The sequence below is a fragment of the Delftia sp. PX-1 genome, assembly GCF_055797465.1.
This window is the reverse complement of sequence record NZ_CP184763.1, coordinates 1,969,187-1,992,654: the sequence shown is the minus strand read 5'-3', so window position 1 is coordinate 1,992,654 and position 23,468 is coordinate 1,969,187. Positions and strand designations below refer to the sequence as shown.

Genomic DNA, 23,468 nt, shown 5'->3' with positions numbered 1-23,468 from the left:
CGTCAGCCCTTGAACGGCACAGCGTCGGCACGCGCGGCGCGGGCCTCGGCCACGCGCTCGGGGTCCGCGTCCATCCAGGCCGCGTTTACCGCAGCCACTGCGGCGGGCACATCATCGATCAGCAGGCCGGCGTCGTAGCCGTAGGGGCCGATGGTGCCGGGCTTGGTGGTCAGCACCGTGCGCGGCCCGCCGTCGTCAGCCGACGCCAGGGCGGCGCGCGGCGCCCGCGGTGCGCGCGGGGTCCGTGGTTTGGTCATTGGGTCGGTCCTTTCGTGAGCTCGCACACCATGTCGATGTACTCGCGGGTTGGCCCAGGCAGCACGGCCTTGAGCTCGTAGACGTTGCCGTCAAACAGCACGCGCATGCCAGCGTCCACGCCAGCACGGCGCCGGATGCGGATGCTCGCGCGGACGATGGACACCTCAGCGTCTGCCTTGATCGTGCCAAGGCCCGACTTGTGCAGCACGTTGGCTGCGATGCGGCCCGGGGAGATGTTCTCCCAGCCTTCGGGCAGCGGAGTGCCCCATTCATCCGCGCCGCCTGTCTTGCGCTGGATGTGGATGCGGTCTCGAAGAGTGCCGGCCTGCATCAGAAGCCTCCTGCCGTGTTGATGTAGGGCAGCAGCAGCCAGTCGGCACCCATCGGGATCTCGGCGGCCTGGCCCGGGGCCACGGCCTCGCGGTTGGCGTACAGGTGCCCGATGATCAGCTGCGCGGCCGAGTGGATGGCCTCATCGATGACCACGCCGACAGCCCCCTCCGGGATTTCAGCCTGGTCCTCGTAGAGCTTGGCGAAGATCTTCCCCTCGATGGCCAGGTACGCCGCAGCGATCCAGCCTTCGATTAGGGCGTCCTCCTCATCACCATCGACCCGCAGGTGCAGCTTGGCCCGCGCGAGGTCAATCCTCTGCATGGGCCTGGCCCGGGAAAGGCTTGACGGGCGCGCCCACCGAGCGGGCGTAGGCCACAGCGTCGGGGTGAGGGTCCACGCTGCCGGCGTAGACCTTGGCCACAGGCTCGGGCATGCGCTCGATCACATCGTCCGGCGCGAAGCGCACGCCATCGATGGTCACTGCGGCCAGGACGCGCACAGCGACCAGCGCCACGTCCTGGGGCGCGGGATCCTGCTGGGTTCCAGCGCCAGCGCCCTGCGCGTCTGCGGCCCCAGCCGTAGCCGGGGCCTGTGTCTCGCTGGCCTGGGCGATCTCGTCGGTGCCCTGCTGCTGGGCCTGCTGGCCAGCAGCCTGGTCGGCGGCCGGCGCCTCGGCTGCCGTGAGAGTGGGTTTCGGTTTCGTTGCCATGTCGGCTCCTTGAGATGCGGCCCCAGCCGTAGCCGGGGCCTGGGTTCATCGGTGGCCGATCAGGTGGCCGAGTTGGCGTAGGCCTTGACGGCGCCGCCCACGTCCAGCAGGTTGCCGCCCGAACGGCAGAAGGCCACAAAGCCCACCTGGCCCTTGAGCGTGTATGCGCTGTCGGTCATGCGGAACAGGGTGACGTCCATCACGTCGCGGATCAGGTACTTGCTGAAGTCGCCGTACAGGATCGACTTGGCATTGGCCGCCATAGGGGCCATGTTCTGGTTGATGTTGATGGCGCGGCCCAACAGGCGGTCAGGGGCGCCGCCAGGGTTGCCCTGCTCGTAGCCCGGCACGAAGATCGGACGGCCCTGGGTGTCCTTGATCTTGCGCAGCACCTTGAGCACATCGTCATGGAACATCCAGGCAGCGCGCGAGCGGTAGATCGGGTCCACCGAGTGCTCCAGGTCCACCAGGTCGTCATACGTCACGCCGGTGGTCTGGCCCGTGGCGCCGGTCTTGCCGACGGAGGCGCCCGTCACGATGCCGCGAGGCTGGCCGGTGCCAGTCCCCACGGTCTGGTGGCGGTTCTGAATGCGGCCCAGGCGCAGAGCCAGCAGCGACTTGATGTAGGCCTCGATGTCGATGAACGAGTCCTGCAGCAGCTCGAAGGGCAGTGCGATGCTCTTGGAGCTGTACTTGTAGACGTCCATGGACGCCTGGCCGAAGGCGGTTTCGCCGTTCGTGACCGAAGCGTTCTGACCAACGATTTCGCCCTCCTCCGCCGTCGCGTCAGCCGTGGGGAACAGCATCTGCGCGCCGGTCGCCGTCTGGAGCGCACTGGCCACGGCGCGGACGCCGCCCATCTGCTTCATGGCCTCGATCAGCGAGCGGCTGAACTCGGTGGCCACGGTGTAGCCACCCTCGGAGCCGGTCGTGGTGGACATGGCGGCGCGGATGTCGGGATTTTGGCGCGCGGCCATGGCGTTGCGCTGCTCGGAAGACAGGTTGGACAGGCCGCCCGTCAGCATGGCGCGCAGAGCCTGGGATTCCTCGGTGCGCCCGCCGCCATGGACCGTGGCCTGGTTGAGCGCATCCTCGTGCTCGGCGCGCTCGTCGCCGGCCACCTGGTTGAGGCGGTTCTCGCGGGCGATCTCGCCGTCGATGGCCTCGATCTCGTTGAGGATGGTGTCCAGGGCCGAAGCGTCGGCGGACGGCATGCGCTGATCGGCCGGGGTCTTGGCGTTCAGTTCGGCGGCGGCCTTGGCCTTCGCGTCACGCTGGGCGCGCAGTTGTGCAAGTTTGCTCATGGTGAGCCTTTCTTTCAGGTTGTGACCGCTCGCGCAGGTCGTTCGGACATGAAAAAGCCGCCTCGGTGGGCGGCGGTCTCAGTTGCGCGAGGCGCTTTACTGATGGGAGAGGCGCGCCAGCATGCTCAAACGCTGCTGCTGGCGGGCGCGGTGGTCTTCGGTGGCGAACTGCTGGTCGTTCGCGGGCTCAGTCTGGGGCGTGGGCTCTGGCTCGTCGCAGGGGTCGCGCGGCGCGTTGGCGTAGGCCGAGAGGTTCCAGGCCTTGGCGTTGGCCCTGGCGCTTGCGCGCGCCTTGGCGTCGCTGGCGGCGATGGAGGTGGCGAAGCCGTTCTCCAGCGCCTCGTCGGCGGTGAACCAGGTTTCTTCGGCCATCCAATCAGCGATCTGCGCCAGTTCCTTGCCGGTCTTCGCCGCGTAGGTCTCGGCCAGGGTGCCGTCGATCTTGTCCAGGAGGTCGGCCTCTTTGCGCAGGTCGTTGGCGTTGCCCCACATGCCGGTCCATGCCTTGTGGATCATGAACATGGCGCCCTTGGCCATGATCACCTCCTCGCCCGCCATGGCGATGAAGGTCGCCGCACTGGCCGCGATGCCATCGATGTGCACGATCACCTTGGCGCCGTGCTCGCGCAGCGCCTGCTCCATGGCGCGGGCCGCGAACACCGAACCGCCTGGGCTGTTGATGCGCAGATGGATAGTGTCCACGTCCAGATCACGGATGGCCTTCACGAATGGGCCCGGGGCGATGCCGCCCCACCATTCGGCCTCCAGCTCGCTGGAAACGATGTGGTCGTAGAGGAAGACCTCGGCCTCGCGGTCGTCGGCCTTGGCCACCACCTCGAACTTGCGGGCACTGGCGCGGCGGTTGTCCGCGTACAGCTTACTGAGTCGGTTTTTCATTGTTTCCCTTCCCGTCGTCTTTGCCTGGGTTGCCAGGGTTGCGCAGCAGATTGAGGTTTTCCGGCAGGTTCTCGCGGCGGCGCACCTCGCTGGCGTCCATCCATGGCATTTCTCCGGCCCGGCCCATCGCGATGCGGTAGGCCTCGTAACGGGTCTTCAGGTCCGCGCGCTCCAGCGCCTCGACCACATGCTCCAGAAACAGCCGCTCGCGCACGGGCCAGAACTTGCGGTTCAGCTCCTGCCGGATGGGGTCCAACTGCCGCTGCAGGGCGTAGCGCACGAAGCCAATGCCCTGCTGCTCGATGCCTGTGCCGAAGCTGGTCTGCTTGTCCGTGTGCCCGATAAGGTGCGGCGGCACGCCCAGGATCCGCGAGATTTCCTCGACGTTGAACAAGCGCGTGGCCAGAATCTCGGCATCCTTGCTGTTGATGGACAACTGCGCCGGCTCCAAGCCGCCCGAAAGGATCAGCGGACCTCGACCTCCGCTCATCGCTCGCGCCAGCAGCGAGGCCTTCAGGTCATCCAGTTGCTTGCCGGACAGCCGGCCCGGCGCCTTGAGCGCATAGTCAATGTTCGCGCCGCCAGCGAAGAATCGACTGCTGTAATCCTGGGCGGCGATGGCGGCTCCGATCACATCGCGACCAGCCTTGAGGATCGGACTGGGGCTTCGCAGGCCGTCGAAGCCCAAACTCGGGAACTGCAGCATGTCAGCGCTGTCCAGCGTGTACGACGGCCCGCCATCCGATGGGTTGACCCGGTACAGCAGCTTGTCGCCCTTCTTGAACGGATCCACGCTCAGCGGGTGATGCGGCCTGAGCGCGATGATCTTGGAGCTGCGCACGCTGGAGCGCACCAGCTCCGCAAAGCCGTCGCCCTCGAAGAGCTTGGAGCTGACCATGTACTCCCAGAACGTGAAGGCTGTCCAAGCGCCGCCCGCGTTCTCGTTGAGCAAGTACCAGTAGTCGTGATCGACCTTTTCCCGGGTGTGGCGCTCGTAGAGCGCGATGGGCAGCGAGGCGATTGCGCCTGCCACCAGGGCCACGGCGGCATAGACCACGGACACACGCATCGCCGTTTCCCTGGTGACGTTCACGCCGGCAACGGAGCGACTTGATGCGCCCAGCAGGTTTGCCAGTTCGCTCATGGATGTGCCACCGCTGGTGACCTCGTTCTCACCCAGCGCCACCAGGCCGGCGCGCTCTGCCGCACCATCGCGGCCCGCGATCCAGCCCGACAGCACGCGGCTGCCGTGCGGGTGCGCGGTCATGTTGAATGTCTGTGTCATCCCAGCTCCAGTGAGTAAATCGCCGGGCCGGCCTTAGCCTCCGGGTTCAGGGCCATGAGATACACGGCATCGAAAAGGGCCATCAGCAGATCGATCTTGCCGACGCCGCTGGCCTGCTTGGTGATGGTCACGGCGTTGCCCTGCATCACCGTCTTGGCGTTGCCCACACACCAGGCCATGAGGGCGCTGCCGCCGTGCACCAGCTTCTTTGCGGCAACGTGTCGCTCGGCCGTCTTGATCGCGCCATTGAGTTGGTAGCCCTGCGGGATACCCACCACCTGGTCAGCTTCCACTGGGCCGGGCTCGTCATCGGTGCCCACCAGCGCGTCATAGATGGCGCCCAGGCCAAGGCGGTCCACGCCAACCTTGTCGAGCAGGCCCGTATCCACGATCTGCTCCACGATCTGGACCAGCTCCTCGACGTCCTGGCCGACCCCATCCACCAGCACCAGGTCGCCAGTCTTGATGAAGTCGCGGTACTTGGATTCCTCGGACTTGCGGCGCTCCAGCGCGATCTGGTGAATCCAGCCTCGTCCCCAGGAAAGCCATCTCCCGGTATCAGCCTCGCGGCCGACCACCGCCAGGCCGAGCAAGTCATCAAGGCCGCCGCCGTCTATTCCAACCTCCACCACCTCGCTGCGCTCCAACAGCTCCTCCAGCGAAAACACGGGGATGGCCGCAGCCTCCCAGAAGTCAGCGCCAGCCCAGCGGTCGGAGCGCAGGTTGAGACCGATCTCGACGTTGAGGTGCTTGGCCCAGAACTCCTTGAGCCCCTGCTCGCCTTTTTCCTCGGCCTCGCCGTGCAGCTGCGTGATCCGCTCGATGTCCACGGACGCACCCCAGTTGGGATTGGTCACATGGGCGTTGGCAAGATCCTTGTGCGCGCCCGCCTCCAGCATGTGGCGCGGGAATTCGTAGATGACCGGCAGGAACTTGCGGTCCACCTTCTCGCCGTCGCGGACCTTGCGGGCATAGGCCAGCTTGTCCTTGAATACGCCCGCAGGCGGCTCCTCCGACTGCGTGGTCGCGTAGATAACGAAGCCCTCAGGCCGGGATGCCAGGCCGCCCGTGGCTTCCAGCAGCATGTTGGAGGCCCGCCCCTTCTTTCCGAATTCGTGCAGCTCATCCACGAAGACGAAGCCGGCCTTCTTGCCCGTGACCGTCGCCTCGTCGGCGGCCACCACCTTGAGGAACGCTCCTGTGTCCTTGTGGGTGACCAGGCGGTGATAGTCCTGGACCTTGAGCATGTCCGACAGCTCCTCATCGGCTTTGATGAAGGCGCTGATGGGCTTGTAGCTGTTGTTGGCCACCTCAAGCGTCGGGCTCAGGATCAGCAGCTCGGCCTCGTCGCGCCAGTTCATCAGCAGCGCTGTCAGCATGATTGCCGCCGCAATCGTGCTCTTGGCGTTCTTCTTGCTGACCATGAGGAAGTACTCATTGATCAGGCGCCGGCCCTCTGGGCTTTCCGCACCGAAGATCGTGCGCACCAGATCGCGCAGCCATGGGCGAGCTACCTCACCAATCGTCACCCCACCCAGGTCCACCAGCCTGAACTGGCTGCAAATCGACCAGGCCTCATCAGCAACGCTGGGGAACAGGGGCGGCGAGACGATCAGGCTTTCGCCCGCAACGATTCGGCGCTCCCAGTCAGGGCACGCAGTGGTCCATTCCATAGAGATCTCCGGCGTTGACGCCGGAAACCGGCTATGACTTTCCGCCCTGCACTGCCGTCAGTGTGGGCGGCTGGCGTCGGCCGAAGCGCGACGAACGGTTTTTTTGGCGTTCCGCTTCAGCCTCCTGCTTGGCGCTCTTGGGCGCTGGCTTGGGGTGGCAGTACTGGGCAGCCAGCGTGGCGGCCTGCATGCGCAGCGGCGGCGGCAGATCGGGATTCCGCATTACCCCCAGCAGGTAGTCCAGCGGCATGAGCCCGGACAGATCCGGCTCAGGCTCGGGCGGCGCTGGCCGCTCCTTGCCGAATGGCCAGGTCGGTGGCGCGCCCTCTGGCTTGAAGCCTTCGGCGTCCACGCTGGGCGCCGTGCGCCGCTTGTACTTCCTCGGCTCAGGTGCCACAGCCTCGGCGGCCGGCGCAGCGGTTGGCGTCTTCTTTGGGCGGCCAGCACCGGGCCGAGAGCCCCCTCGTGGCATGGCTCACCTCTTTGATTCTTTGATTTCTTTGATTTCCGCGATTCCCCAGAATTCAAAGGTCCGAATTTCCCTGTTACCGCAACGGGTTGCAGCCGAAACCTCATGTGGACGACTGCCCCGAAACAATCAAACAGGGGGCTTTTTTGTGCGCGTGCGGAACAGGGCGGTATCCGGGGCTGAGGCTCCCAGCCTTTGGCCCACCCCCTCCCCTCGACCGCCCCGGCGATGCCCCTGGTTCGCGTCAGAAGGGCTCAGGCGCGGCGATCAACCCTGGACCGGTCTGCCGCCTCGCGCGCCGTCTTCTCGACGTGGCAGCCGCGCTTGTTGCCCTCGGCGTCATAGACGACGCACAGGCACTGCCGGTTGTCGTCGGTGTCCTCGCCGCCCTGCCACAGCGGGACGATGTGATCCAGCTCGAAGGGCCGGGGCGTGCCGGGCGTGATGTCGATCAGCTCGCCGCAGCAGGCGCAGCGCGGGCCATCCCGCAACCAGATCCGCAGCCGAGCCTCTTGCCTGGCTCGCCCCCTGGATCGGCCAGTGGCACCCAGGCGCGGGGCCTGCTGCAGCTTGCGGGAGTCGGCCTTCTGGATCCTCAGCGGCAGCGCGCTGATGCGTGGTCGCTGGCCCATGGCGGCGCCTCAGCTCCTTGCCACGCCCTCGGACTTGAGGGCATTGAACTCATCGCGGCTCACCTTGCGCTCCACGATCTCGGCAGCCACAAAGCTGAGATTCACGACGCCTGCCAGCACCCCAACGTCGCGGGGTGTTTCGAGCTTCAGCACTTGGCCGATGGGGTGGCCGTTCACGAAGATCAGGCGGTGGACGCCATCGTGGAGGATCTCCACCTTCTGGCCCAAGTCGCGCGCCTGGGCCCTGGCCTGCGTCGGGATGATTCGGTCTACGTCATCTTCGAGGTGGCGGTAAACAACGCCTTCGGCTTCTTCAGTCTGGGACATGTGGATCTCCTTGATGGCGGGATAGGTGCCGCCACGCAGGCCTTGCACCCCATGCGCAATGCATGCTTTGCCGGGTGCACCTGGTGGCGGCGGAAACTGATTCAGCTGTCACACACTACGATGCGTATCGGCAGCTAATGAAGCCGACAACCCACTCATCAAGGAGCGCGCTATGGCATCAAGAGAAACTGTTCGATACGGATTGGGGTGCGAAGCCTGCGGACAAAAAGGCACCGTCACCGTTACCGAGAACAACCACCCATTCATGAGCAGCGTTGATCTACGGGTTAAACAGGTAGAAGGAGAATTCGCAGCAAAGGAGCACGGCGACAGCAAAATCGCCGTCACGTGCCTGAAGTGCAACGCGCAATACGTTTTTTAGCGGCAGACACCCTCCTGGCATACGATGGGAGCTTCCACACAACCCATCGCCAGGAGGGCGAAACAATGTCGAATGAACACGTAATTGAGCACATTCATGACCTCAGAGGCAGCGTTGAGGCATTGCGCACCATGTTTATGGCGATCGCAAGCACCTTCCCTCCAGAAACCCAAGCCATCACTCTTGAGCAACTGAAGTATCTGAAGCCAGTTGTTATCGACCGCCGCGCCAAGCAGGGCGCGCCTGCCATCATCCTGGCAGCAATGCAGCGAGAGCTTGAGACGGTAGAGCAGCTACTCCAAGCCAATGTTGACCGGGGCACGCGGTAAGCATCTTCTGGAGGTCGCTTTGTGAAAACGCATATGCGGCCGCCAACTCTTTGGGGCTGCTGAGTTCGCTCGCAGCCCCAATGCTTCCCAGGCTCTTTTCATTTAGATCGCTCATAGGACCTCCAGAAACAGGAAAGGCCCGGCGATGCCGAGCCCATGTGTAGGTCGCCCCTTCGGACTTATGGCCAATGCCACAGGGGGAATGCCGTTCGCTTCGCAACCGGCACCGTGGCAGCTCACGGCAGAGAACCCGCGCGCTCGGATTGCAGCGCGCACCCTGACTGGCTCAAGGCGGAAACAGAAAAGCCCGCAAGGTGCGAACCGTGCGGGCTTTGGACGTGTCTTTCCATCTCTTGCTCACCGAAGCCGCTACGGGCAGTCATCGGAGTTCTGGACGGTGGCGCCGGCATGCAGACTTTCTCATGCGAACCGGCAGTCGCAATTCTAACAACAGTTTTCAGATGGTCAATGGGTCGAGCGCGTTTTTGCGCCAATCCGTCCGCCAGCGTCCTGCATGCAGCTGTCCATGTAGCGCATCGCCTTCGCGCCCACGGCGCCCTCAGGAGGTGGCAGTACCCCCTTGCCAGCGCAGGCCATGCACTTGTCGTCGGACAGCTCCGTGTCGCTCCAGCGCTGGAGCATCAGCCCACGGCCGCAGCACAGCGGGCACTTCGGGGAGAGCCATTGCAGGATGATCTGATCGACCGCCTTGTCGGGCATGCCTTCCAGCAGCAGCTTGATGGCCAGGTGGCGGCGCACGCTGCGGAGCGACTTGAGGGGCTGGACCAGCATCCGCATCTCGCTGTCATAGCTGGCCTGCAGCCTGTCCTTGGCCGCCTTCGTGCTGCTGGCCGTCACCTTGGTGATGCCCTTTCCCATCGAGACGCGCGCGGCGTGGAACACATCGCTGCGCGAGGGCTTCTTCGGCAGCCGGCGACCAGCGCCATCAAATTCGGCCTGCAGTCGCATCAGCGCGGCGCCGAACTGCTGACTTCCCCACGCGGCAGCGATGAGGTAGTCCACATCTCCCGTTGTGCGCGCGTCCACGCAGAGGGAGTTGGAGTGCGTTGCGGTGCTGTACCGCTCTTGCGTCGTTGGTGCTTCGCTCATGGGTTGCTCGCTTTCTTGAGTGCCTTGGCCTTCGCTCGATAGGTGTCTCGGATCTCGATCAGCTCGGGGCGGGCCCACTTGCGGACCTGGTTGTCGGCCTCCAGGGCCTCCACTCGCTCCAGGCCGATGCGGCCGATAAGCCTGATGCGGTACTCGATGACGTTCCCGGCCAGGAACCGGTTGTCATGCTTGCTCTGGGTGTGGCAGTTGTCCTCGTTGAACCGGAGGTGAGGCGCGGCGCCAGTGGAGCGGTAGTGGCCAGCGTCCACCGCGTTGCCCGACCAGTCCAGAGGGCGGCCGGAGCTGATGCAGGCATGGCCCGCAGCCTGGTCACGGGCGCGGATGAAGGCATTGAACGCCTGTTGAGCCTCGCGGAGCAGCTGGGGCACGGTCTTCAGGGCCTCCCTGCGGCGGCGCGTCTCCGCACGCTCAATCTTTGCCTTGGCTCGCACCTCGCGGGCCTTCTTCTGGTCCTGCTTCTTGCGGTGCGCGGCGATCCAGGCATCCTTGCAACCGTCGTGCAGGACGTGGTGGGCCTTGTCCTCCGGCATCCGCTTCTTGCAGTGCTTGCAGCGGTTCGGCTTCGTGCTCTTCAGCATCCAACCTCCCGCATCACATCGCGCAGCGCCAGCTGCAGGGCCTTGAGCGATCCATAGTTGGCGATCACGCGGTCGGGGTTGAACTGGCTGCCATCCGTGTCGCTGACGTGGCCTGTAGCGCCAGCCGAGACGCCTGGGCGCGTGACCTGCCATATCTGGCCGCCCAACTCGCGGACCATCGCGGCCTCGTTCTGGAAGCGGCAGTCCGTGATCACCCAGAACAGGCCCGCCCCCTCGCCCTCCAGCACGTCGCGCACCTTCTGGACGAAGTAGTCGCGCTCCTGCGAGCGGCGGTAGTCCCCCCACCATTGCAGAATCTGCCGGGGGCTGCGCGCCGCGTGCATGTCCTGGCCCGCCTTGAATTCCCAGAAGCCAGGATCCTTGCAAAAGTCGATGGACATCAGGTACGAGGGCCGCTCCTTGGCGTCCCTGCGCTTGAGATCGTCCTCACTGACATCCCAGGCATCAGCCACCTCGGCATACAGCGCATCAGCGAATGCCAGCCGCCAGGCGGGGAGCATGCCCGCAACCGTGTCTTTTCCAGCGCCAGCGGCGCCACAGAGTGCGATCAGTCGCATCACTTCCCTCCCCTTGTGAGTGCTGAAACCATGGTGGATAGGCCGCCAGCGCCAGCCGGCTTGACTGGGTGCTTGCCGTTGCGGATGCGCCAAACCAAATTGGCGCTCACTCCGAAGACAGCCCCCGTCTTCGCGCAGCTATGCTCGCTGGCGAGGATTTGGCCGACGATCTCCGGCGTCACTTTGGTGCGGCTCAGCGTGATCGCACGGTTGGCCAGGATGCGACGAACCTGCCCCTTGAAGAGCCCCTTGCTGCGGATGTAGCGGCCATATGCGGCATCGGTCGCGCAGCGGATGTGATCGGGGTTCAGGCACGCCGGGTTGCCGCAGGTGTTGAACACGCGATGCCCTGGCGGCACGGGCACGCCCTTGGCGACGTGGTACACAGCCCGATAGCCGCACTGCGTTGACATCTTTCCGCCCCGCGCGAGGTTCGGTGCGTAGACGAACGGCACGCCACCATCGCCACGGGTTGCGCCGCGCCACATCCAATGGCCATCAGCGTCGATGAAGCAGCGACCCTTGATGTCTTCGATGGTCCTCATGCGCGCCTCGCTTCTTGGCTCGCGCCGGAGTTCGCCAGCAGGTGCATGGCTTGATGCGCCAGCATGGTGATGTTGGTCTTGCCCGCTGCGCTGCCGTTCTTGAGCACGGCCACGGCGCGATCACGGTTGCCGACCAACGCGGGACGCGGCAGCGGCAAGCCGTTGCGGGTGTATTCGTGGTCTGGCGAGCGGTCGCCCATCAGGCGGCGTGGGTACTCGTACTGGCCGCGCTCGGTGTACGCGCGGTGCGACTCCTGGAACCGGTGCTGCAGGTAGGACAGCTCCTTGAGCTCCATCCGGCAGATCTTGGGCCAGCCGCCCAGGTCTTCGACCACGGCATGGATCGCCGGGTCATCGAACACGACATCGGTGTAGGCGCCGACAGCGCTCATGGCTTCGTGCACCTTGCCCCAAGCGATGGCGGCACGGTCTGTGGATGTGCCCGACAGGACGCGAGCAACGTCCGCCACCTTCGGCGCAAACTGGCCGCGCTCCGGGTCGCATGCATGTCGCTGCAGCGCCTTGGAAACCTGCTGCATGTCGAACGACTTGCATGCGTCCCACCACACGTCCAGCAGGAACTTGGAGACGTCTTTGCCGTAGTACGCCATCACGTCGGTCAGGAGGTCGGCGAACTGGCCTTGTTCATGCTGCTGCATGGCTGCCTCCCTGTCCCTGCGCCGCCCAGGCCGCGCCCACATTGCGGTTGCGCTGCTCCAGGGCCTCCTGCTTGTTCAGCGGGGCGCCAGCGCCAGCGGCAGACCGACCGGCGCGCGGCAGGTTGGCGCGGCGGATCCAGTTGCGCCACGTCGCCTTCCAATCGACCTTGCGGCCGTCCTTGCCCGCAGCTGCGTGGAAGTGGTCGGCGAACATGGCCGCCTGGCGACGCACCTCCTCTGCCGTCATCTCGGGGCGCTCTTCGATGGCCCATGTGCCCCAGCTCTTCGGCAGCATCCAGTCGCTTGGCAGTCGAGTCCCCGTGGTCGATGGCTTTGCATCGGGTTCGGGCTTGGCAGGCTGAGCCGGAGGCGAAGTTTCGGCGTGACGCGGACCAACAGGTACTTGTTCTTTAACTGTCTCTTCTTCTTTATCTGTATCTGTATCTGTATCTGTACGCGTGACATTCGTACCTGTCACGCGTGACGCATCCGTGCCCTCTTCGTGACCTTGCGTGACATCGTTGCCTGGCGCGGCTTTCGCGGCCTTTTGGCGTTCGCGCTGGCGTTGCTTGCGCACGGCTGCCGTGGTGTCCACGTCGCTCTGCATCTGCAGCACGGCCCACTTCACCGGCTGCAGCGTCTCCTGCTCGATCAAGCCCACTTCGGCCAGGCGGCGGGCCACCTCTTCCAGGCTGCGCACGTCCAGGCCCAGCTTCACGGCAATCTTGCGCATCAGCAGGCTAGGGGTGTCGGCCTTGTCCAGCAAGCCCTCGCCCTTCAAGCACAGCAGCGCCACGAAGTGCCAGCGATCTTCAAACGCCAGCAGCTTGAGCTTGTCGTCATCGACCATCCGCGTGTACAGGCGGAGCCAAGGGAGTCGCTTGCTCATGCCTGGCTCCTTGCGTTGTCCGCCGCGTGGCGCGCGTTCACAGCGGCCAGCAGCAGTGTCATCTTGCCGATCACGTCGAAGATCTCTTTCGAGCAGCGGCGCAGGTCGTTGTCCGACATGTGCAGGTCAGCCAGCGACGAGGCGATCTCGGTCACCACGTCTGCAATCTCGCGGGAGCCATCGGCAGCCAGCATGTGCAGGCAGGCAGCGCGGAACTGGTCCACGCCCATGCAGGCGGCGTCCACGGCCACACGGAAGCCAGAGCAGTCCACGCCCTGCTCTGCCAGCATCTCGGCGATCTGCTGGCTGTCCGACAGGCCCAGCTTGTGCGTGCTGGAAGTGCCGGCAAGCTCCTTGCGCAGGACCTCATCGGACTTGTTGAGACGCGCGGCAATCGCGGTGCGGCCGCCTGGGTATTGGTTCACTGCCGTACGCAGTGCGTCGAGCCACATCATTTGTCTGCTCCAAGGTGTAAGTGGACGTTGCGGGCTTGGCCGCTGAACAGGAAACTCGCCGCATGCAAAAAATCACAACAACGAGCGAGAGAGGTGCCCGCCACACCCTGGGCTATGCTGGAAGCTCCTACACAACCAGCACCAGAGAGGACGGACATGGAAAACGAAGAGCGTTTGCTCGTGGGCATCTGCGACCTCAAGGGCAGCCAGATGGCGCAAATGGCGTTCATCAGGGCGCTCATTCAGGTCGTGCCGAGAGATACCGTCGCGCCCTTGCTGCAAGCCCTGCAAGAGCACAGCGAATCCGTGACCACGCTGATGCTGAATACGGCGGTGTCGGAGCACACGAGGGACGCCATATCCAGGGACCTGGAGTTGTTCCAGGACGCCCTAAAAGCGCGACTTTGAAGGCGTCAACCTGCTCGGCCGAGAGGGGCTGTGCGGCACATGCATCTGCCGCGGACTCGATGACGGCTTCGGAGTCCGCCAATACCCGGTCTTCTGCGTCTTCCAGAAACCGGTACGTGACGGTCCGGCCCTCAGCTGCTTCAGCGGGTAGCGCACGCCTGATGCCGATGACCCCGCCCCAGCAATCCCGCACCTGCTCCCAGCCGGCAGGCGGGTTCGCCCAGAAGTCCTGCCGACGGTTCTTCTTCAGCGTCGCGAACGATTCGGACCCGCGATACCGACGGCGGGCGCGCAGCGTCTGCACAGACTCAGGGATGGGGCCGCCAAAGCGGTATCGCTGCTCAGCCATGGGTGGCCTCCTGGGTCTGGGGGGTGGGCTGCGCCAGCTCGGGCGCCTTAGCTGAAGCGCGCAGGTACTCCCAATCGACCCCGGGCAGCATCTGCTCGCAGCGGACTTGTCCCGCATTCATCTTTTCCAGCGTGATGCAGTGCTCAGCCGGAAGAGTGCGAAGACCATCGCGCCAGAAGCAAACCGCCTGCACGGACACGCCACACTGACGCGCCACCTTGGCGGGGCCGCCAGCTCCTTGGATAGCTTGGGAGATTGGGTTCATGCGAGAGATTCTACAGTTGTAGAAATCTCTTTTCAACACCTGCGTTTGCCTGAATTCAACAAACGTTTAATGATCTAGGCTATGGCACTAGGCTCGCGCATCCGTCACTACCGTGAAAAATCGAAGCTCACGCTGGAACAACTGTCTGAACGCTCGGGCGTGGACGTTGGCACCATCTCAGCACTGGAGAACCGCGACAGCAGCCGCTCCAAGTACGCAACGGCCATCGCCCAAGGCCTGGGAATGACTGTTGAGATGCTGGAGGCAGAAGATCAGGACTACGCGCCATCGGCGGCGGCGCCAAAGGCTCCAGCGCCAGCTGCGGCCCCAATCGGAGTTCCGGCTGAGGGTGATGTTGTCCCCTACGGATATGTGAGGCTCCAACACCTTTCTCCGACGCCCTCCATGGGGCCTGGGCGGGGCTTGAGCGAGCCCGTCCAGATCATCCGGCACCTCGATGTGCTGGAAAGCTGGGTGCGCCAAAAGGTCGGGAGCACGAACTACGACCGCATCAAGATCCTCACGGGCTGCGGCCAGAGCATGCTGCCCACGATCAACGACCACGACCTGGTTTTCGTGGACATGGGGCAGAAGTCCATCGATGTGCCAGGCATCTACGTGCTGGACGTGTGCGACCGCCTACTGCTCAAGCGTGCGCTGATCCACTCCACAGGGACTTTGGTGCTACGGAGTGACAACTCAGAAGAGTTTCCGGATGAAGAACGTATCGACCTGCGAACAGCCGCAGACAGTATCAACGTCGCGGGCCGTGTAAAGGCCTGGTGGACGCTACATCAGGGGTAAAGCTTCGGCTGCTGCGGCCTTATGACACAAGGAGAGAGGGATGAAGAGGGTTTTGATCGTGGCGGGGGTGATGGCAGCCGCTGCTGCCCATGCCGACATGACGCTGCAGGAGCGTTACCCCGGCCCTTGGAGAGATGACTTCAACTTGCCCATCAGCAAGGCTCTTGCGCAAAACTCGGTCAGGGGTTGCGGCGAGTTCAAGTATCGGCCGAGCAGCCGCGACAAGGGGGAATTCCTTGTTTACTGCACACGTGACGGCAAGAGTTGGGTCGCCTACCTCGTATGGGCACCGATAGCAAAGGTCACGGGGCCGCACCAAGTGTCAGCCGCCATACCGCCATGACGCATCCACCATGCAAGGCCGACGCCGCGAGGTTCTAGGGCGGGCTGGCGACACAGCAGCTAGCTCCAGTAAACCACGCCAAATTGTTGGGCTTAACGGCTCACTATTTCTCCAATAAATTCGAAAACACAAAGCACCCACTCACCACAAGGATGCAATTTAAATATCCATCTCAATATGACAACATATGAAGTTGTATATATCCCAACCTTAAATCAAGAGGTTGAAGATATAGAGGAATTGATAAGAATAAAAAAACTACTTGAAGAGGGAGATAGATTAAAAATCATTAATTTTTCAAGATGCACGTTCTTCGGCCCGACAGCAGTGGCATTTCTCGGAGCAGCAATTAAAAGCAGCGCACAACTCGGCATCACATGTATTATTCACTGGGAATCAATAAGCAGAAAAATTCTAGTTAACTTATGCCAAAATGGATTTGCAGCAAAGTTTGGGTACAAAAAAAATGGATGGGCTGGAAATTCAATTCCATTTAGACAGGATCACCCAACAAACTATGATGCAGATGACATTTTGGATCACCTCACAAACAGGTGGCTAGTTCGTGATTGGATTCACTTTAGCGAAGACCTGAGGGGAGACATTGCTGGCAGAGTTTGGGAAATATTCATCAACTCTTTCGAACATTCAAATTCTGTGTTAGGCACATTTTCGTGCGGCCAGCATTTTCAGAACAAGCGGGAAATTATTCTCTCTGTAGTTGATTTTGGAGTTGGGATACCAAGCAAAGTAAGAGCGCACTTTTCAAGAATTGATTCCAGGTTTAGCCAACTTACAGACGAATCGTGCGTTCGCTGGGCATTTGAGTCCGGGAATTCCACCGCAAACCCAGGAGTCCCAAGGGGTCTTGGACTTGACCTGCTAAGGGATTTCGTGTATATAAACAACGGATCACTTGAGTTATATAGCGGGCAAGGGTACGCGATAGCGAATGGTAGCGGGCTGCACTTCTACACACGAAAGAACCACTTCCCTGGAACGTGCGTACAGCTAAAAATGATCTGCGACGGCCGTCACTACAGGTTTAGCAATACTGCATAATATATTTAATATGTCTAACATCAAGGTAATAGAAGTCATTGGGGCTCGTTGCATCTCTGCAGCTCATGGCCAAAAGCTATTTGATCTGGCGTCAGTGCCATTAGCTTCCGGAGAAGAGGTGACTTTAGATTTTTCAGATGTCAAACTCTTCGCTTCGCCCTTCTTTAACTACTCTATTGGCCAGCTTTTTGCCAATGGGGATGAGGAAATTCTGCGCAAAATTCTGCACGTCTCCAATCTCAACGAAGTAGGCCAGATGATTGCAAGCAAGGTTGTGGAGAATTCCTTGGCATTTAAATCAAATGCCGACCTCAAGGCAACGCTTGAAATGATACTAGCCAAGCAGAATGAAAGTTAATCATGGCGATTAATCTTCAGATTGCCTCAAATGTTGTGGATGTTTGCAACGATTCGCCCAGTGAAGGCGACTTATTTTTTGTAGATACCAATGTCTGGTATTGGATGACATATACAAAAATAAGCAGCCCAACGCTAAACTGCAAACCATATCAAACAAAGAATTATCCGAACTATTTCAATGATGCACTTGACGCGAACTGCAAGTTCTACTGTTCTGGGCTAAACGTCAGCGAACTTATACATCTTGTAGAAAACGCTGAATACACGATATTCGAATCGAACAACAGAGGAATTTACAAAAAGGAGTTTAGACACAACCATCCGAAAGAGCGGATTGAAGTATGCTCAGAGATAAAAATTGCGTGCGACCAATTGCACGGGCTTTCGTCTCAACTCCCAATACATATCGATTCGAGGGAGTCTCTAAAATTGGTAAAGTCTTTTCCAGAATACAAGCTTGATGGTTATGACTTAATGAATTTACATGCCATGCTATCGTCAGGCATCACTAATATAATTACAGATGATGGAGATTTCACGTCAGTACCAGGGATAACTGTATTTACCGCAAACCGCAACGTGATAAGTCAAGCTGCAGCACAAGGGAAGTTACTTTCGAGGTAGTACAGATAGGCGCAGACGTGTCTTGAAAGCCCGCCCCGAGCGGGCTTTTTCATGCCACGATGGCGCCATGACTCCAGCACCTTTGCTCCAGTTCACCAGCGTTCGCACGCGCGTTGAGGGCGGCAGAACGCTCATCGGGCTCAAGCACACGGCCAAGACATCGGCCGGACTTCCTGTCTCCACGACCTGGGTTGAGATGCCGCCAGAGGACGTGGAACGGCTCATCAAGACACTGCGGGAGACGCTGGCCGAGCTAGGCCGCGAATAGCCAGGCCGCCCCACCCGGCGCGATCGACCAAACGAGCCGGCCTACCCCAGCACAGCCCCGCGCGACGGGGCTTTTTTGCGGCCATGTGTTGCGTGGTCATGGCCTTGATTGTCGCCACTGCCAAAAATTCTTCAACATTTTTTCTACAACCGTTGACGAACCAAATTCTACAACCGTAGAATTCAACCCAACGCACCACAAACAGGTTGCGCTGGGCCAAGTGATCGGACCGAGCCCCATCCCCCTCCGGATCATTAAAAAGCTGCCGCCGATGTTGCTGGCCCTACCTGCAGGGCCTTCGTCCGGCACATGCACCAGCGGGCTCGGGCCGCTGCTCTGCTCTGGCAGTCCTGCCAGGCCACAGTCCGCCAAAGCGCGGTAGACGGGCAAAAGAGATGAGGCCACTCCCTGGGCCAAGACGAGCAACACAGGGCAACACGCACGCGGCAGGCCGCGAAGGAGAACACATGCGAGATGAATAGGCCGGCAGACCCGGCCACCACCTGGCCGCGCAGTCTCGCGGACATGCGAAAGGCGAGTTACCGGGCATGGAGCCATCAGGCACCGGGCACTTGGGAGTGGCGACCCCTCAACGCAATCAGTGAAGCCACAGCATGACCGGGAAACCGGCGCGGCCCAGAGCGTATCTGGGCAAAACAAAGCGCATTCAGCCGAGTGCGCTTCGTTTTTTCAAGGAGCACACCATGAACAAGATGAAGCAACGCTGGTACGAGCAGTTCCGCATGTTCCGATTCGACCACCAAGAGAACACCCGCCGCGCCCCTCTCCTGGCAGCGGTTGGCTACACATCCCAGCGCGGAGACCGTCTCGCAGTGCGCGCCCAAATGCTCAATGGCCCAGGGGTGCACGAACCGATGCGCCGTGCGGACATCGTGAAAGACACGACCAGTAAGGCGGGCCACATCCGCTTGTGCGCCGCCTGACCACCATCCCCCGGCTCCGCACCGGGGCAAACCAAGGGGCTCAGCGCCAGCCGTCGAGCCCCTCGGTTTGAAGTCGCGTGCACCACCTCCGATGGCCGGAATGCAAGGTTTCGTGCACACCATGCGACTCTTTTCACCACGGCGACACCTGCGCCGCCAGAACGCGCAGGGACCACCCATGGAGGCCGCCATGTAACCGCACCTGAACCACAAAGCAAAGAGTTGATTTTGGGTTGTCCGCCCTGGCGACATAAAGGCCAGGACCATCACGCAGGGGGATTGGACACGGTTCGACTCCGTGAACTACTCCGATGCGCCTCCGCGCGCTAGGCCTAGGTGGCCCAGTCCCCCGCCGTGATGGCAAATCGTGACAGGTACTTGCCCACCTGCAACCAGTGAAAGTCTGCCCTCCATATAGAAGGACAAGCCGGGGCGAACACGGCAGCCATCAATCCTCATCTCAGTTTCGCCGGGCAAGGCTTCACCACCACGCCATCTATCCCTTGCGCGCCGCCATGCGGCACCGGCCTTTGTTCACGTCTCGCCCGCACATCGCGGGCGTTTTGCTGTCGGCCCGCTGCGGCCACAACCGGAGATCAGCCATGGAAATCAAGATCGAACTCGACCTGCCCGCAATCATCGCCCAGGCCGTCAGCGCCGAGCGCATCCAGCCCATCGTAGACAAGGCCATCGCAGAAGCGGTCAAGGATGCAATCAACGATGCCACCGGCTATCGCAGCAAGTTCCGCGATGCCATGAAAGAGCAGCTCAGCGAAGCCATGCCGCACGGCCTGCGGATTGATGACACTGCCAAGTTCCAGCAGGTGCTCAATGCAGCGGTTTCCAGCGCGGTGCAGGGTGAGAACGCGAAAGCCGTTCAGACGGCCATCTCGACTGCCGTGGGCACCTTCATGCCGGATCTTCCCTCAAGCATCAAGTTGTCGGAATTGCTGCAGAGGGCGCGCAGCGGATTCCACAAGGAATCGCACGAAGCCTTCTTTGCTGAACTTGAAATGAGCGAGTTCAGCAGCGGTGGCGGCTGGCTTTCGCTTGACGACGACGAATCGCGACGATACGCGCACTCCGCATCCATGAGGCTCGGGTTTGGCGATGACGGGCACGTCTTTTCTCTCCGGCTTGACGACAAGCTGGTAACGCCGCTGAGCATGCCCAACGCGGTTGGCGAGTTTGACGCCATCCTGCTCGCGCTGTACGTCGGTCGCACCACCCTGGAAATCGACATGGATGAGCACGAAGTCAAGTCTGCCGCCAGCGAGCAATACGACGACTGACGATCCATGACCGCCCGCTGAGGCGGTTTTTTCATGTTCAGGCCCCACGGGCCACATCCCCAGGAGATACGCATGCTGAGCTACGTGAACATCCACGGGCGGCCCGTGAGCGTCGCCCCCCCCCATCGAAGTCAAGAAGAAAGCTCGCGCCCAGCCCGACGCGTATCACAAGGGCTGGAGGGTCATGGGCATCCCGCCTGGCAGCCTGGAAAAAGCGCGCGAGGAACACATCAAGAAGGCGCGCGACGCGGAGAAGCGCGGCAAACCGATTGCGGATTTCGACCACGGCGCGTGGATCGCGAAGGCGAAGAAAAAGCCGGTGCGCTCCAAGCCCTACGAGGTCATGACCGCTGCGATGCAGTGCAAGGACTTGGCCGACCGCTCGGGCTGGCTGGCACTGGAGCTGACCGAGGTAACGAAAGGAGCTATCGATGATTCGCGTTACTCCTTCTGAGCCGTTCTGCGACGACCCGGATGCGCGCTACCTGCGCGAATCCCCGGGGCCGCTCGCCGTGCAGGAGCGCATCCCGGGCCGCTGGCTCGCCGCTGTGCTGCTGGTCCTGATCTTGCTGTCCTGCAGCGGCTGCACTGCGGCAGATGCGGCGGAGCCCAGCGCCAGCGCGGCGGACATCAAGCGCGCGGCGGCTTCGGCCTGGCTGTGCCCTGGCATGCATGCCGAGTGGTCCGGGGAGGTTGTCACCTGCCTACGAGAGCGGCCGTGATGCGCGCGCTGCTCCATGTCTTCATCTGGTCCGCCGTCTGCGCGGGCGCCATCGCCGCCGCCACGGCTGCAAGAAACCTCTACCCCACCTGATCATGTTCACCAACCTCACCATCTATCGCATTGACTCCTCCTGGGCGCCCGACTTCCAGGCCATCGAGACAGCGCTGGCTAAGTCCCCGTTCGCTGCATGCGGCCTGACACAAGAGCGTTCTGCCGGCTGGGTGCCGCCCCGGGGAGAAGAGCACGGCGCCCTCGCGGAGAACATCGGCGGCCAGTGGATCTTCCGCTTCATGACCGAGGCCAAGATGCTGCCGGCCAGCGTGCTCAACCGCCGTGTCAACGAGAAGGCCGCCCACATCGAGGCCACCGAAGGCCGCAAGCCCGGCAAGAAGGAAAAGAAGGAACTCAAGGACGAGGCCAAGCTGGACCTGCTGCCCATGGCCTTCACCAAGCAGGGCGCCATGTGGGTCTGGCTGGACCCGCAGGCCCGCACCCTGGTGCTGGACACCGGCAGCCAGGCGCGCGCCGACGAGGTGGTCAGCTCGCTGGTGGAGGGCCTCACAGGCTTTGCGCTGGCCCTGGTCGATACGCAGACCAGCGCACAGGCCGCCATGGCGCACTGGCTGGTTTCTCAGGAGCCGCCCACTGGCTTCAGTGTGGATCGCGAGTGCGAGCTGAAGTCCTGCGACGAGTCCAAATCGGTTGTCCGGTACGGACGGCACCCGCTGGACATCGAGGAGGTCAAGCAGCACATCCAGCACGGCAAGCTCCCGACGCGCGTGGCCATGACCTGGGACGACCGAGTGAGCTTTGTGCTCACCGAGGGTCTGCAGATCCGCAAGATCGCGCTGCTCGATGCCGTGATGGAAGGCCAGTCGCAGGACGACGGCGGCTTCGATGCCGATGTGGCGATCGCCACGGGCGAGCTGTCCAAGCTCATCCCCGATCTGATCGAGGCGCTGGGCGGCGAAGGGCGGACGGGGCTTGGCAAGGATCTGCCCGCGTCCCTGAACCGGACCGGCCCGTCGGCAGCGCCAGCAGACGACGACTCCGAAACGATCCCGTTCTGAGGGGGCCATGAAAGCCACCAACACCCCTCCCCTGCTCTCCCTGCGCGTCACCGAGATCGCAGACATCGGCGACATCTACCTGGTCGTGGAGCCCGGCACATCCCGCGTGGGTGGCGTGCCCATGCTCATCGTGCACTCGATGGCCAAGACCTGGTCTACCGCCCTGCCCGAGGCCGACCCCATCGGCTCCCTCGCCCGCATAGGCCCAGCCAAGCTGCGCGACGCTCTCGAATTCAGCGCCCCCTCCGGCTACGGCCGCGACGCCGCCCATGCGCGCGCCGTCCTGAGCGACGTGTGCTCCGTCATTCCGCTGGCCGTCCAGCAACACATCTACCGCAATCCATCATGACGAACTCCATACGCCAGATGCTGGCCGCGAAGGTCGCAAAGCGCGCCGACGCGGTGCGAGTCCTCTACGAAGAGATCCACATCGAGCCAGGCTTCAACCTGCGCCTGGGCGGCGCCGAACTCGAAGAGTCCATCGAAGCCCTCGCGCAGCACATCATCGACGGCGGCACCTACCCACCCCTGGAGCTGCGCGTGCGTGATGCGGGCGGCATGTACATCGTGGACGGCCACCGGCGCCACGCGGCCATCGGTCTGGCACTGGAGCGCGGCGCGCCGCTGGAGGACCCGCGCGACGGCAAGGTGTGGATTCCGATGGTGCTCTTCGAGGGTAACGACGCAGACCGCACTGCCCGGATCATCACCAGCGCCGCCAACAAGCCGTTGACACCACTGGAGATGGCCGAGGGATACAAGCGCCTGCGGGCCTTCGGATGGCCTCCGGCCCACATCGCCAAGAAGGTAGGCAAGTCCACAGAGCACGTCCAGCAGCTGCTCGCGCTCGGCGATGCGCCAACTCCCGTGCGCGACATGGTAACGGCCGGCGATGTGTCTGCAAGCCATGCCGCCAAGACGGCCCGCTCTCTTGGCGGCGACAAGGCTGCGGAAATGCTCGCCGCCCAGGTCAGCGAAGCGAAGGCCCAGGGCGCAGCGCGCGTGACGCCCAAGACCATCGGCGGGGGCAAAACCAGCGCCAGCAAGGCCCGTGCCGATTCAAAGCACCTCGATTTCCTCATCGCAGAGGGTGCACGCGTGTGCCAGGGCAGCCGCTCCGACCTGGCCACCCCTGACGGGCAGCACGGCTACTGGCTCGAATGGCCCAGCGGCGCAACGCAGCCCGGCATCTTCGAGACCGCACGCCTCGCAATCGATACCGCAATCAAGCAGCAGATCACCACATGACCAGCCAGACACACGACATTGCCGCGCAACGCGCGGAACGCGACCGACAAGCAGCTCTCAGCGCCAGCCGCCGTGCGCGGTCCATCTGGTGGGAGCAGCAGACACCTGCGCGCTGCGCCAGCTGTGGCGCGCCCGTCGAATCACCGCCCAAACCCGGCGAAGGCCTGCCCTGCGGCCATTGACCGAGGCATGAGCACAGCGCATGGGCGCTGTCCTGATACCTCCCCTCCCCCTGAGCCCTCCCGGCGCATGCCGCGAGGGCTTTCCTGTTTCT

At 62.6% G+C, this 23,468-nt stretch carries 34 protein-coding genes; 15 read left to right on the top strand and 19 right to left on the bottom strand.

Translation table 11 applies throughout. The features are described 5' to 3' along the window. Positions 1-2 precede the first annotated feature (2 nt). The 11 genes from ACN20X_RS09235 to ACN20X_RS09185 form a co-directional block, all read right to left on the bottom strand. A complete protein-coding gene (locus ACN20X_RS09235; protein WP_461609002.1) occupies positions 3-257 on the bottom strand; it encodes a hypothetical protein in 255 nt (84 codons plus the stop codon). After that, complete coding sequence (locus tag ACN20X_RS09230) at positions 254-589, bottom strand: phage head closure protein (RefSeq protein ID WP_473210518.1); 336 nt, start codon at positions 587-589, stop codon at positions 254-256. Before ACN20X_RS09230 ends, ACN20X_RS09235 begins: the two co-directional genes overlap by 4 nt. Then, positions 589-912 (bottom strand): head-tail connector protein, encoded by a 324-nt coding sequence (locus ACN20X_RS09225; RefSeq protein WP_099750621.1) that lies wholly within the window; start codon positions 910-912, stop codon positions 589-591. Before ACN20X_RS09225 ends, ACN20X_RS09230 begins: the two co-directional genes overlap by 1 nt. Continuing rightward, on the bottom strand, positions 899-1,300 hold the full coding sequence (locus ACN20X_RS09220; RefSeq protein WP_473210517.1) for a hypothetical protein: 402 nt from the start codon (positions 1,298-1,300) through the stop codon (positions 899-901). Before ACN20X_RS09220 ends, ACN20X_RS09225 begins: the two co-directional genes overlap by 14 nt. A gap of 59 nt (positions 1,301-1,359) precedes the next feature. After that, positions 1,360-2,604, bottom strand: coding sequence for a phage major capsid protein (locus ACN20X_RS09215; RefSeq protein WP_473210516.1), 1,245 nt, complete (start codon positions 2,602-2,604; stop codon positions 1,360-1,362). Positions 2,605-2,700: 96 nt separating this feature from the next. Next, positions 2,701-3,501, bottom strand: coding sequence for a head maturation protease, ClpP-related (locus ACN20X_RS09210; protein ID WP_473210515.1), 801 nt, complete (start codon positions 3,499-3,501; stop codon positions 2,701-2,703). Beyond that, the gene (locus ACN20X_RS09205) at positions 3,482-4,786 is read right to left on the bottom strand and encodes a phage portal protein (protein WP_473210514.1); all 1,305 of its coding nucleotides are present in this window, start codon (positions 4,784-4,786) and stop codon (positions 3,482-3,484) included. Before ACN20X_RS09205 ends, ACN20X_RS09210 begins: the two co-directional genes overlap by 20 nt. Beyond that, positions 4,783-6,459, bottom strand: coding sequence for a terminase large subunit (locus ACN20X_RS09200; RefSeq protein ID WP_473210513.1), 1,677 nt, complete (start codon positions 6,457-6,459; stop codon positions 4,783-4,785). Before ACN20X_RS09200 ends, ACN20X_RS09205 begins: the two co-directional genes overlap by 4 nt. A gap of 31 nt (positions 6,460-6,490) precedes the next feature. Continuing rightward, positions 6,491-6,811, bottom strand: coding sequence for a hypothetical protein (locus ACN20X_RS09195; protein WP_473210512.1), 321 nt, complete (start codon positions 6,809-6,811; stop codon positions 6,491-6,493). Positions 6,812-7,182: 371 nt separating this feature from the next. Then, positions 7,183-7,560, bottom strand: coding sequence for an HNH endonuclease (locus ACN20X_RS09190; protein WP_473210511.1), 378 nt, complete (start codon positions 7,558-7,560; stop codon positions 7,183-7,185). A gap of 9 nt (positions 7,561-7,569) precedes the next feature. After that, positions 7,570-7,887 (bottom strand): hypothetical protein, encoded by a 318-nt coding sequence (locus ACN20X_RS09185; RefSeq protein ID WP_473210510.1) that lies wholly within the window; start codon positions 7,885-7,887, stop codon positions 7,570-7,572. A 447-nt stretch (positions 7,888-8,334) separates the two neighbouring features. On the opposite strand from ACN20X_RS09185, the gene ACN20X_RS09180 reads away from it, so the two are divergent. Next, the gene (locus tag ACN20X_RS09180) at positions 8,335-8,598 is read left to right on the top strand and encodes a hypothetical protein (RefSeq protein WP_016454573.1); all 264 of its coding nucleotides are present in this window, start codon (positions 8,335-8,337) and stop codon (positions 8,596-8,598) included. A gap of 465 nt (positions 8,599-9,063) precedes the next feature. On the opposite strand, the gene ACN20X_RS09175 is transcribed toward ACN20X_RS09180, so the two are convergent. The 7 genes from ACN20X_RS09175 to ACN20X_RS09145 are packed head-to-tail and all read right to left on the bottom strand — an operon-like array spanning position 9,064 to position 13,433. After that, entirely contained in the window at positions 9,064-9,708 is a 645-nt protein-coding gene (locus tag ACN20X_RS09175; RefSeq protein WP_473210509.1) for a hypothetical protein, read from the bottom strand. After that, positions 9,705-10,307: a recombination protein NinG gene (locus tag ACN20X_RS09170; RefSeq protein WP_473210508.1), complete on the bottom strand. Its 603-nt coding sequence runs from the start codon at positions 10,305-10,307 to the stop codon at positions 9,705-9,707. The genes ACN20X_RS09175 and ACN20X_RS09170 overlap by 4 nt, the downstream gene beginning before the upstream one ends. Beyond that, the gene (locus tag ACN20X_RS09165; protein ID WP_473210507.1) at positions 10,301-10,828 is read right to left on the bottom strand and encodes a hypothetical protein; all 528 of its coding nucleotides are present in this window, start codon (positions 10,826-10,828) and stop codon (positions 10,301-10,303) included. The genes ACN20X_RS09170 and ACN20X_RS09165 overlap by 7 nt, the downstream gene beginning before the upstream one ends. Positions 10,829-10,884: 56 nt before the next feature. Further along, positions 10,885-11,430: a hypothetical protein gene (locus tag ACN20X_RS09160; protein ID WP_473210506.1), complete on the bottom strand. Its 546-nt coding sequence runs from the start codon at positions 11,428-11,430 to the stop codon at positions 10,885-10,887. Next, positions 11,427-12,089, bottom strand: coding sequence for a DUF6475 domain-containing protein (locus tag ACN20X_RS09155; RefSeq protein ID WP_193726210.1), 663 nt, complete (start codon positions 12,087-12,089; stop codon positions 11,427-11,429). Before ACN20X_RS09155 ends, ACN20X_RS09160 begins: the two co-directional genes overlap by 4 nt. After that, positions 12,076-12,978, bottom strand: coding sequence for a hypothetical protein (locus tag ACN20X_RS09150; protein WP_473210505.1), 903 nt, complete (start codon positions 12,976-12,978; stop codon positions 12,076-12,078). Before ACN20X_RS09150 ends, ACN20X_RS09155 begins: the two co-directional genes overlap by 14 nt. Then, on the bottom strand, positions 12,975-13,433 hold the full coding sequence (locus tag ACN20X_RS09145; protein WP_099750637.1) for a phage regulatory CII family protein: 459 nt from the start codon (positions 13,431-13,433) through the stop codon (positions 12,975-12,977). The genes ACN20X_RS09150 and ACN20X_RS09145 overlap by 4 nt, the downstream gene beginning before the upstream one ends. Before the next feature lie 156 nt (positions 13,434-13,589). Here ACN20X_RS09145 and ACN20X_RS09140 point away from each other — a divergent pair, with 156 nt between their 5' ends. Next, positions 13,590-13,841, top strand: a complete 252-nt coding sequence (locus ACN20X_RS09140; RefSeq protein ID WP_473210504.1) for a hypothetical protein — start codon at positions 13,590-13,592, stop codon at positions 13,839-13,841. A 341-nt stretch (positions 13,842-14,182) separates the two neighbouring features. Here ACN20X_RS09140 and ACN20X_RS09135 read toward each other — a convergent pair whose 3' ends face one another. Beyond that, the gene (locus ACN20X_RS09135) at positions 14,183-14,455 is read right to left on the bottom strand and encodes a helix-turn-helix domain-containing protein (protein ID WP_473210503.1); all 273 of its coding nucleotides are present in this window, start codon (positions 14,453-14,455) and stop codon (positions 14,183-14,185) included. An 81-nt stretch (positions 14,456-14,536) separates the two neighbouring features. Between ACN20X_RS09135 and ACN20X_RS09130 the strand changes: the two genes are divergently transcribed. From ACN20X_RS09130 to ACN20X_RS09070, 13 genes are all read left to right on the top strand, one after another. Next, on the top strand, positions 14,537-15,259 hold the full coding sequence (locus tag ACN20X_RS09130) for an XRE family transcriptional regulator (protein WP_473210502.1): 723 nt from the start codon (positions 14,537-14,539) through the stop codon (positions 15,257-15,259). 520 nt (positions 15,260-15,779) lie between these two features. Continuing rightward, positions 15,780-16,664 carry an ATP-binding protein gene (locus tag ACN20X_RS09125; protein WP_473210501.1) on the top strand — a complete coding sequence of 295 codons (885 nt, stop codon included), beginning with the start codon at positions 15,780-15,782 and terminating at the stop codon, positions 16,662-16,664. A 10-nt stretch (positions 16,665-16,674) separates the two neighbouring features. Next, the gene (locus tag ACN20X_RS09120) at positions 16,675-17,022 is read left to right on the top strand and encodes an STAS-like domain-containing protein (protein ID WP_473210500.1); all 348 of its coding nucleotides are present in this window, start codon (positions 16,675-16,677) and stop codon (positions 17,020-17,022) included. A gap of 2 nt (positions 17,023-17,024) precedes the next feature. After that, positions 17,025-17,648, top strand: a complete 624-nt coding sequence (locus ACN20X_RS09115; RefSeq protein ID WP_473210499.1) for a hypothetical protein — start codon at positions 17,025-17,027, stop codon at positions 17,646-17,648. 67 nt (positions 17,649-17,715) lie between these two features. Then, positions 17,716-17,916, top strand: coding sequence for a hypothetical protein (locus ACN20X_RS09110; RefSeq protein ID WP_473210498.1), 201 nt, complete (start codon positions 17,716-17,718; stop codon positions 17,914-17,916). Positions 17,917-18,620: 704 nt separating this feature from the next. Further along, positions 18,621-18,860, top strand: a complete 240-nt coding sequence (locus ACN20X_RS09105) for a hypothetical protein (protein ID WP_473210497.1) — start codon at positions 18,621-18,623, stop codon at positions 18,858-18,860. Positions 18,861-19,462: 602 nt separating this feature from the next. Continuing rightward, positions 19,463-20,152 (top strand): hypothetical protein, encoded by a 690-nt coding sequence (locus ACN20X_RS09100; protein ID WP_473210496.1) that lies wholly within the window; start codon positions 19,463-19,465, stop codon positions 20,150-20,152. 184 nt (positions 20,153-20,336) lie between these two features. Further along, entirely contained in the window at positions 20,337-20,606 is a 270-nt protein-coding gene (locus ACN20X_RS09095) for a hypothetical protein (RefSeq protein WP_473210495.1), read from the top strand. Next, complete coding sequence (locus ACN20X_RS09090; protein WP_324622770.1) at positions 20,584-20,874, top strand: hypothetical protein; 291 nt, start codon at positions 20,584-20,586, stop codon at positions 20,872-20,874. The genes ACN20X_RS09095 and ACN20X_RS09090 overlap by 23 nt, the downstream gene beginning before the upstream one ends. Before the next feature lie 94 nt (positions 20,875-20,968). Continuing rightward, the gene (locus ACN20X_RS09085; protein WP_324622771.1) at positions 20,969-21,946 is read left to right on the top strand and encodes a recombination-associated protein RdgC; all 978 of its coding nucleotides are present in this window, start codon (positions 20,969-20,971) and stop codon (positions 21,944-21,946) included. A gap of 7 nt (positions 21,947-21,953) precedes the next feature. Then, positions 21,954-22,295, top strand: a complete 342-nt coding sequence (locus tag ACN20X_RS09080; RefSeq protein ID WP_322737112.1) for a hypothetical protein — start codon at positions 21,954-21,956, stop codon at positions 22,293-22,295. Further along, positions 22,292-23,194, top strand: coding sequence for a ParB/RepB/Spo0J family partition protein (locus ACN20X_RS09075; protein WP_322737114.1), 903 nt, complete (start codon positions 22,292-22,294; stop codon positions 23,192-23,194). Before ACN20X_RS09080 ends, ACN20X_RS09075 begins: the two co-directional genes overlap by 4 nt. Next, positions 23,191-23,376, top strand: coding sequence for a hypothetical protein (locus tag ACN20X_RS09070; protein ID WP_322737116.1), 186 nt, complete (start codon positions 23,191-23,193; stop codon positions 23,374-23,376). The genes ACN20X_RS09075 and ACN20X_RS09070 overlap by 4 nt, the downstream gene beginning before the upstream one ends. The last annotated feature ends 92 nt before the right edge of the window (positions 23,377-23,468 follow it).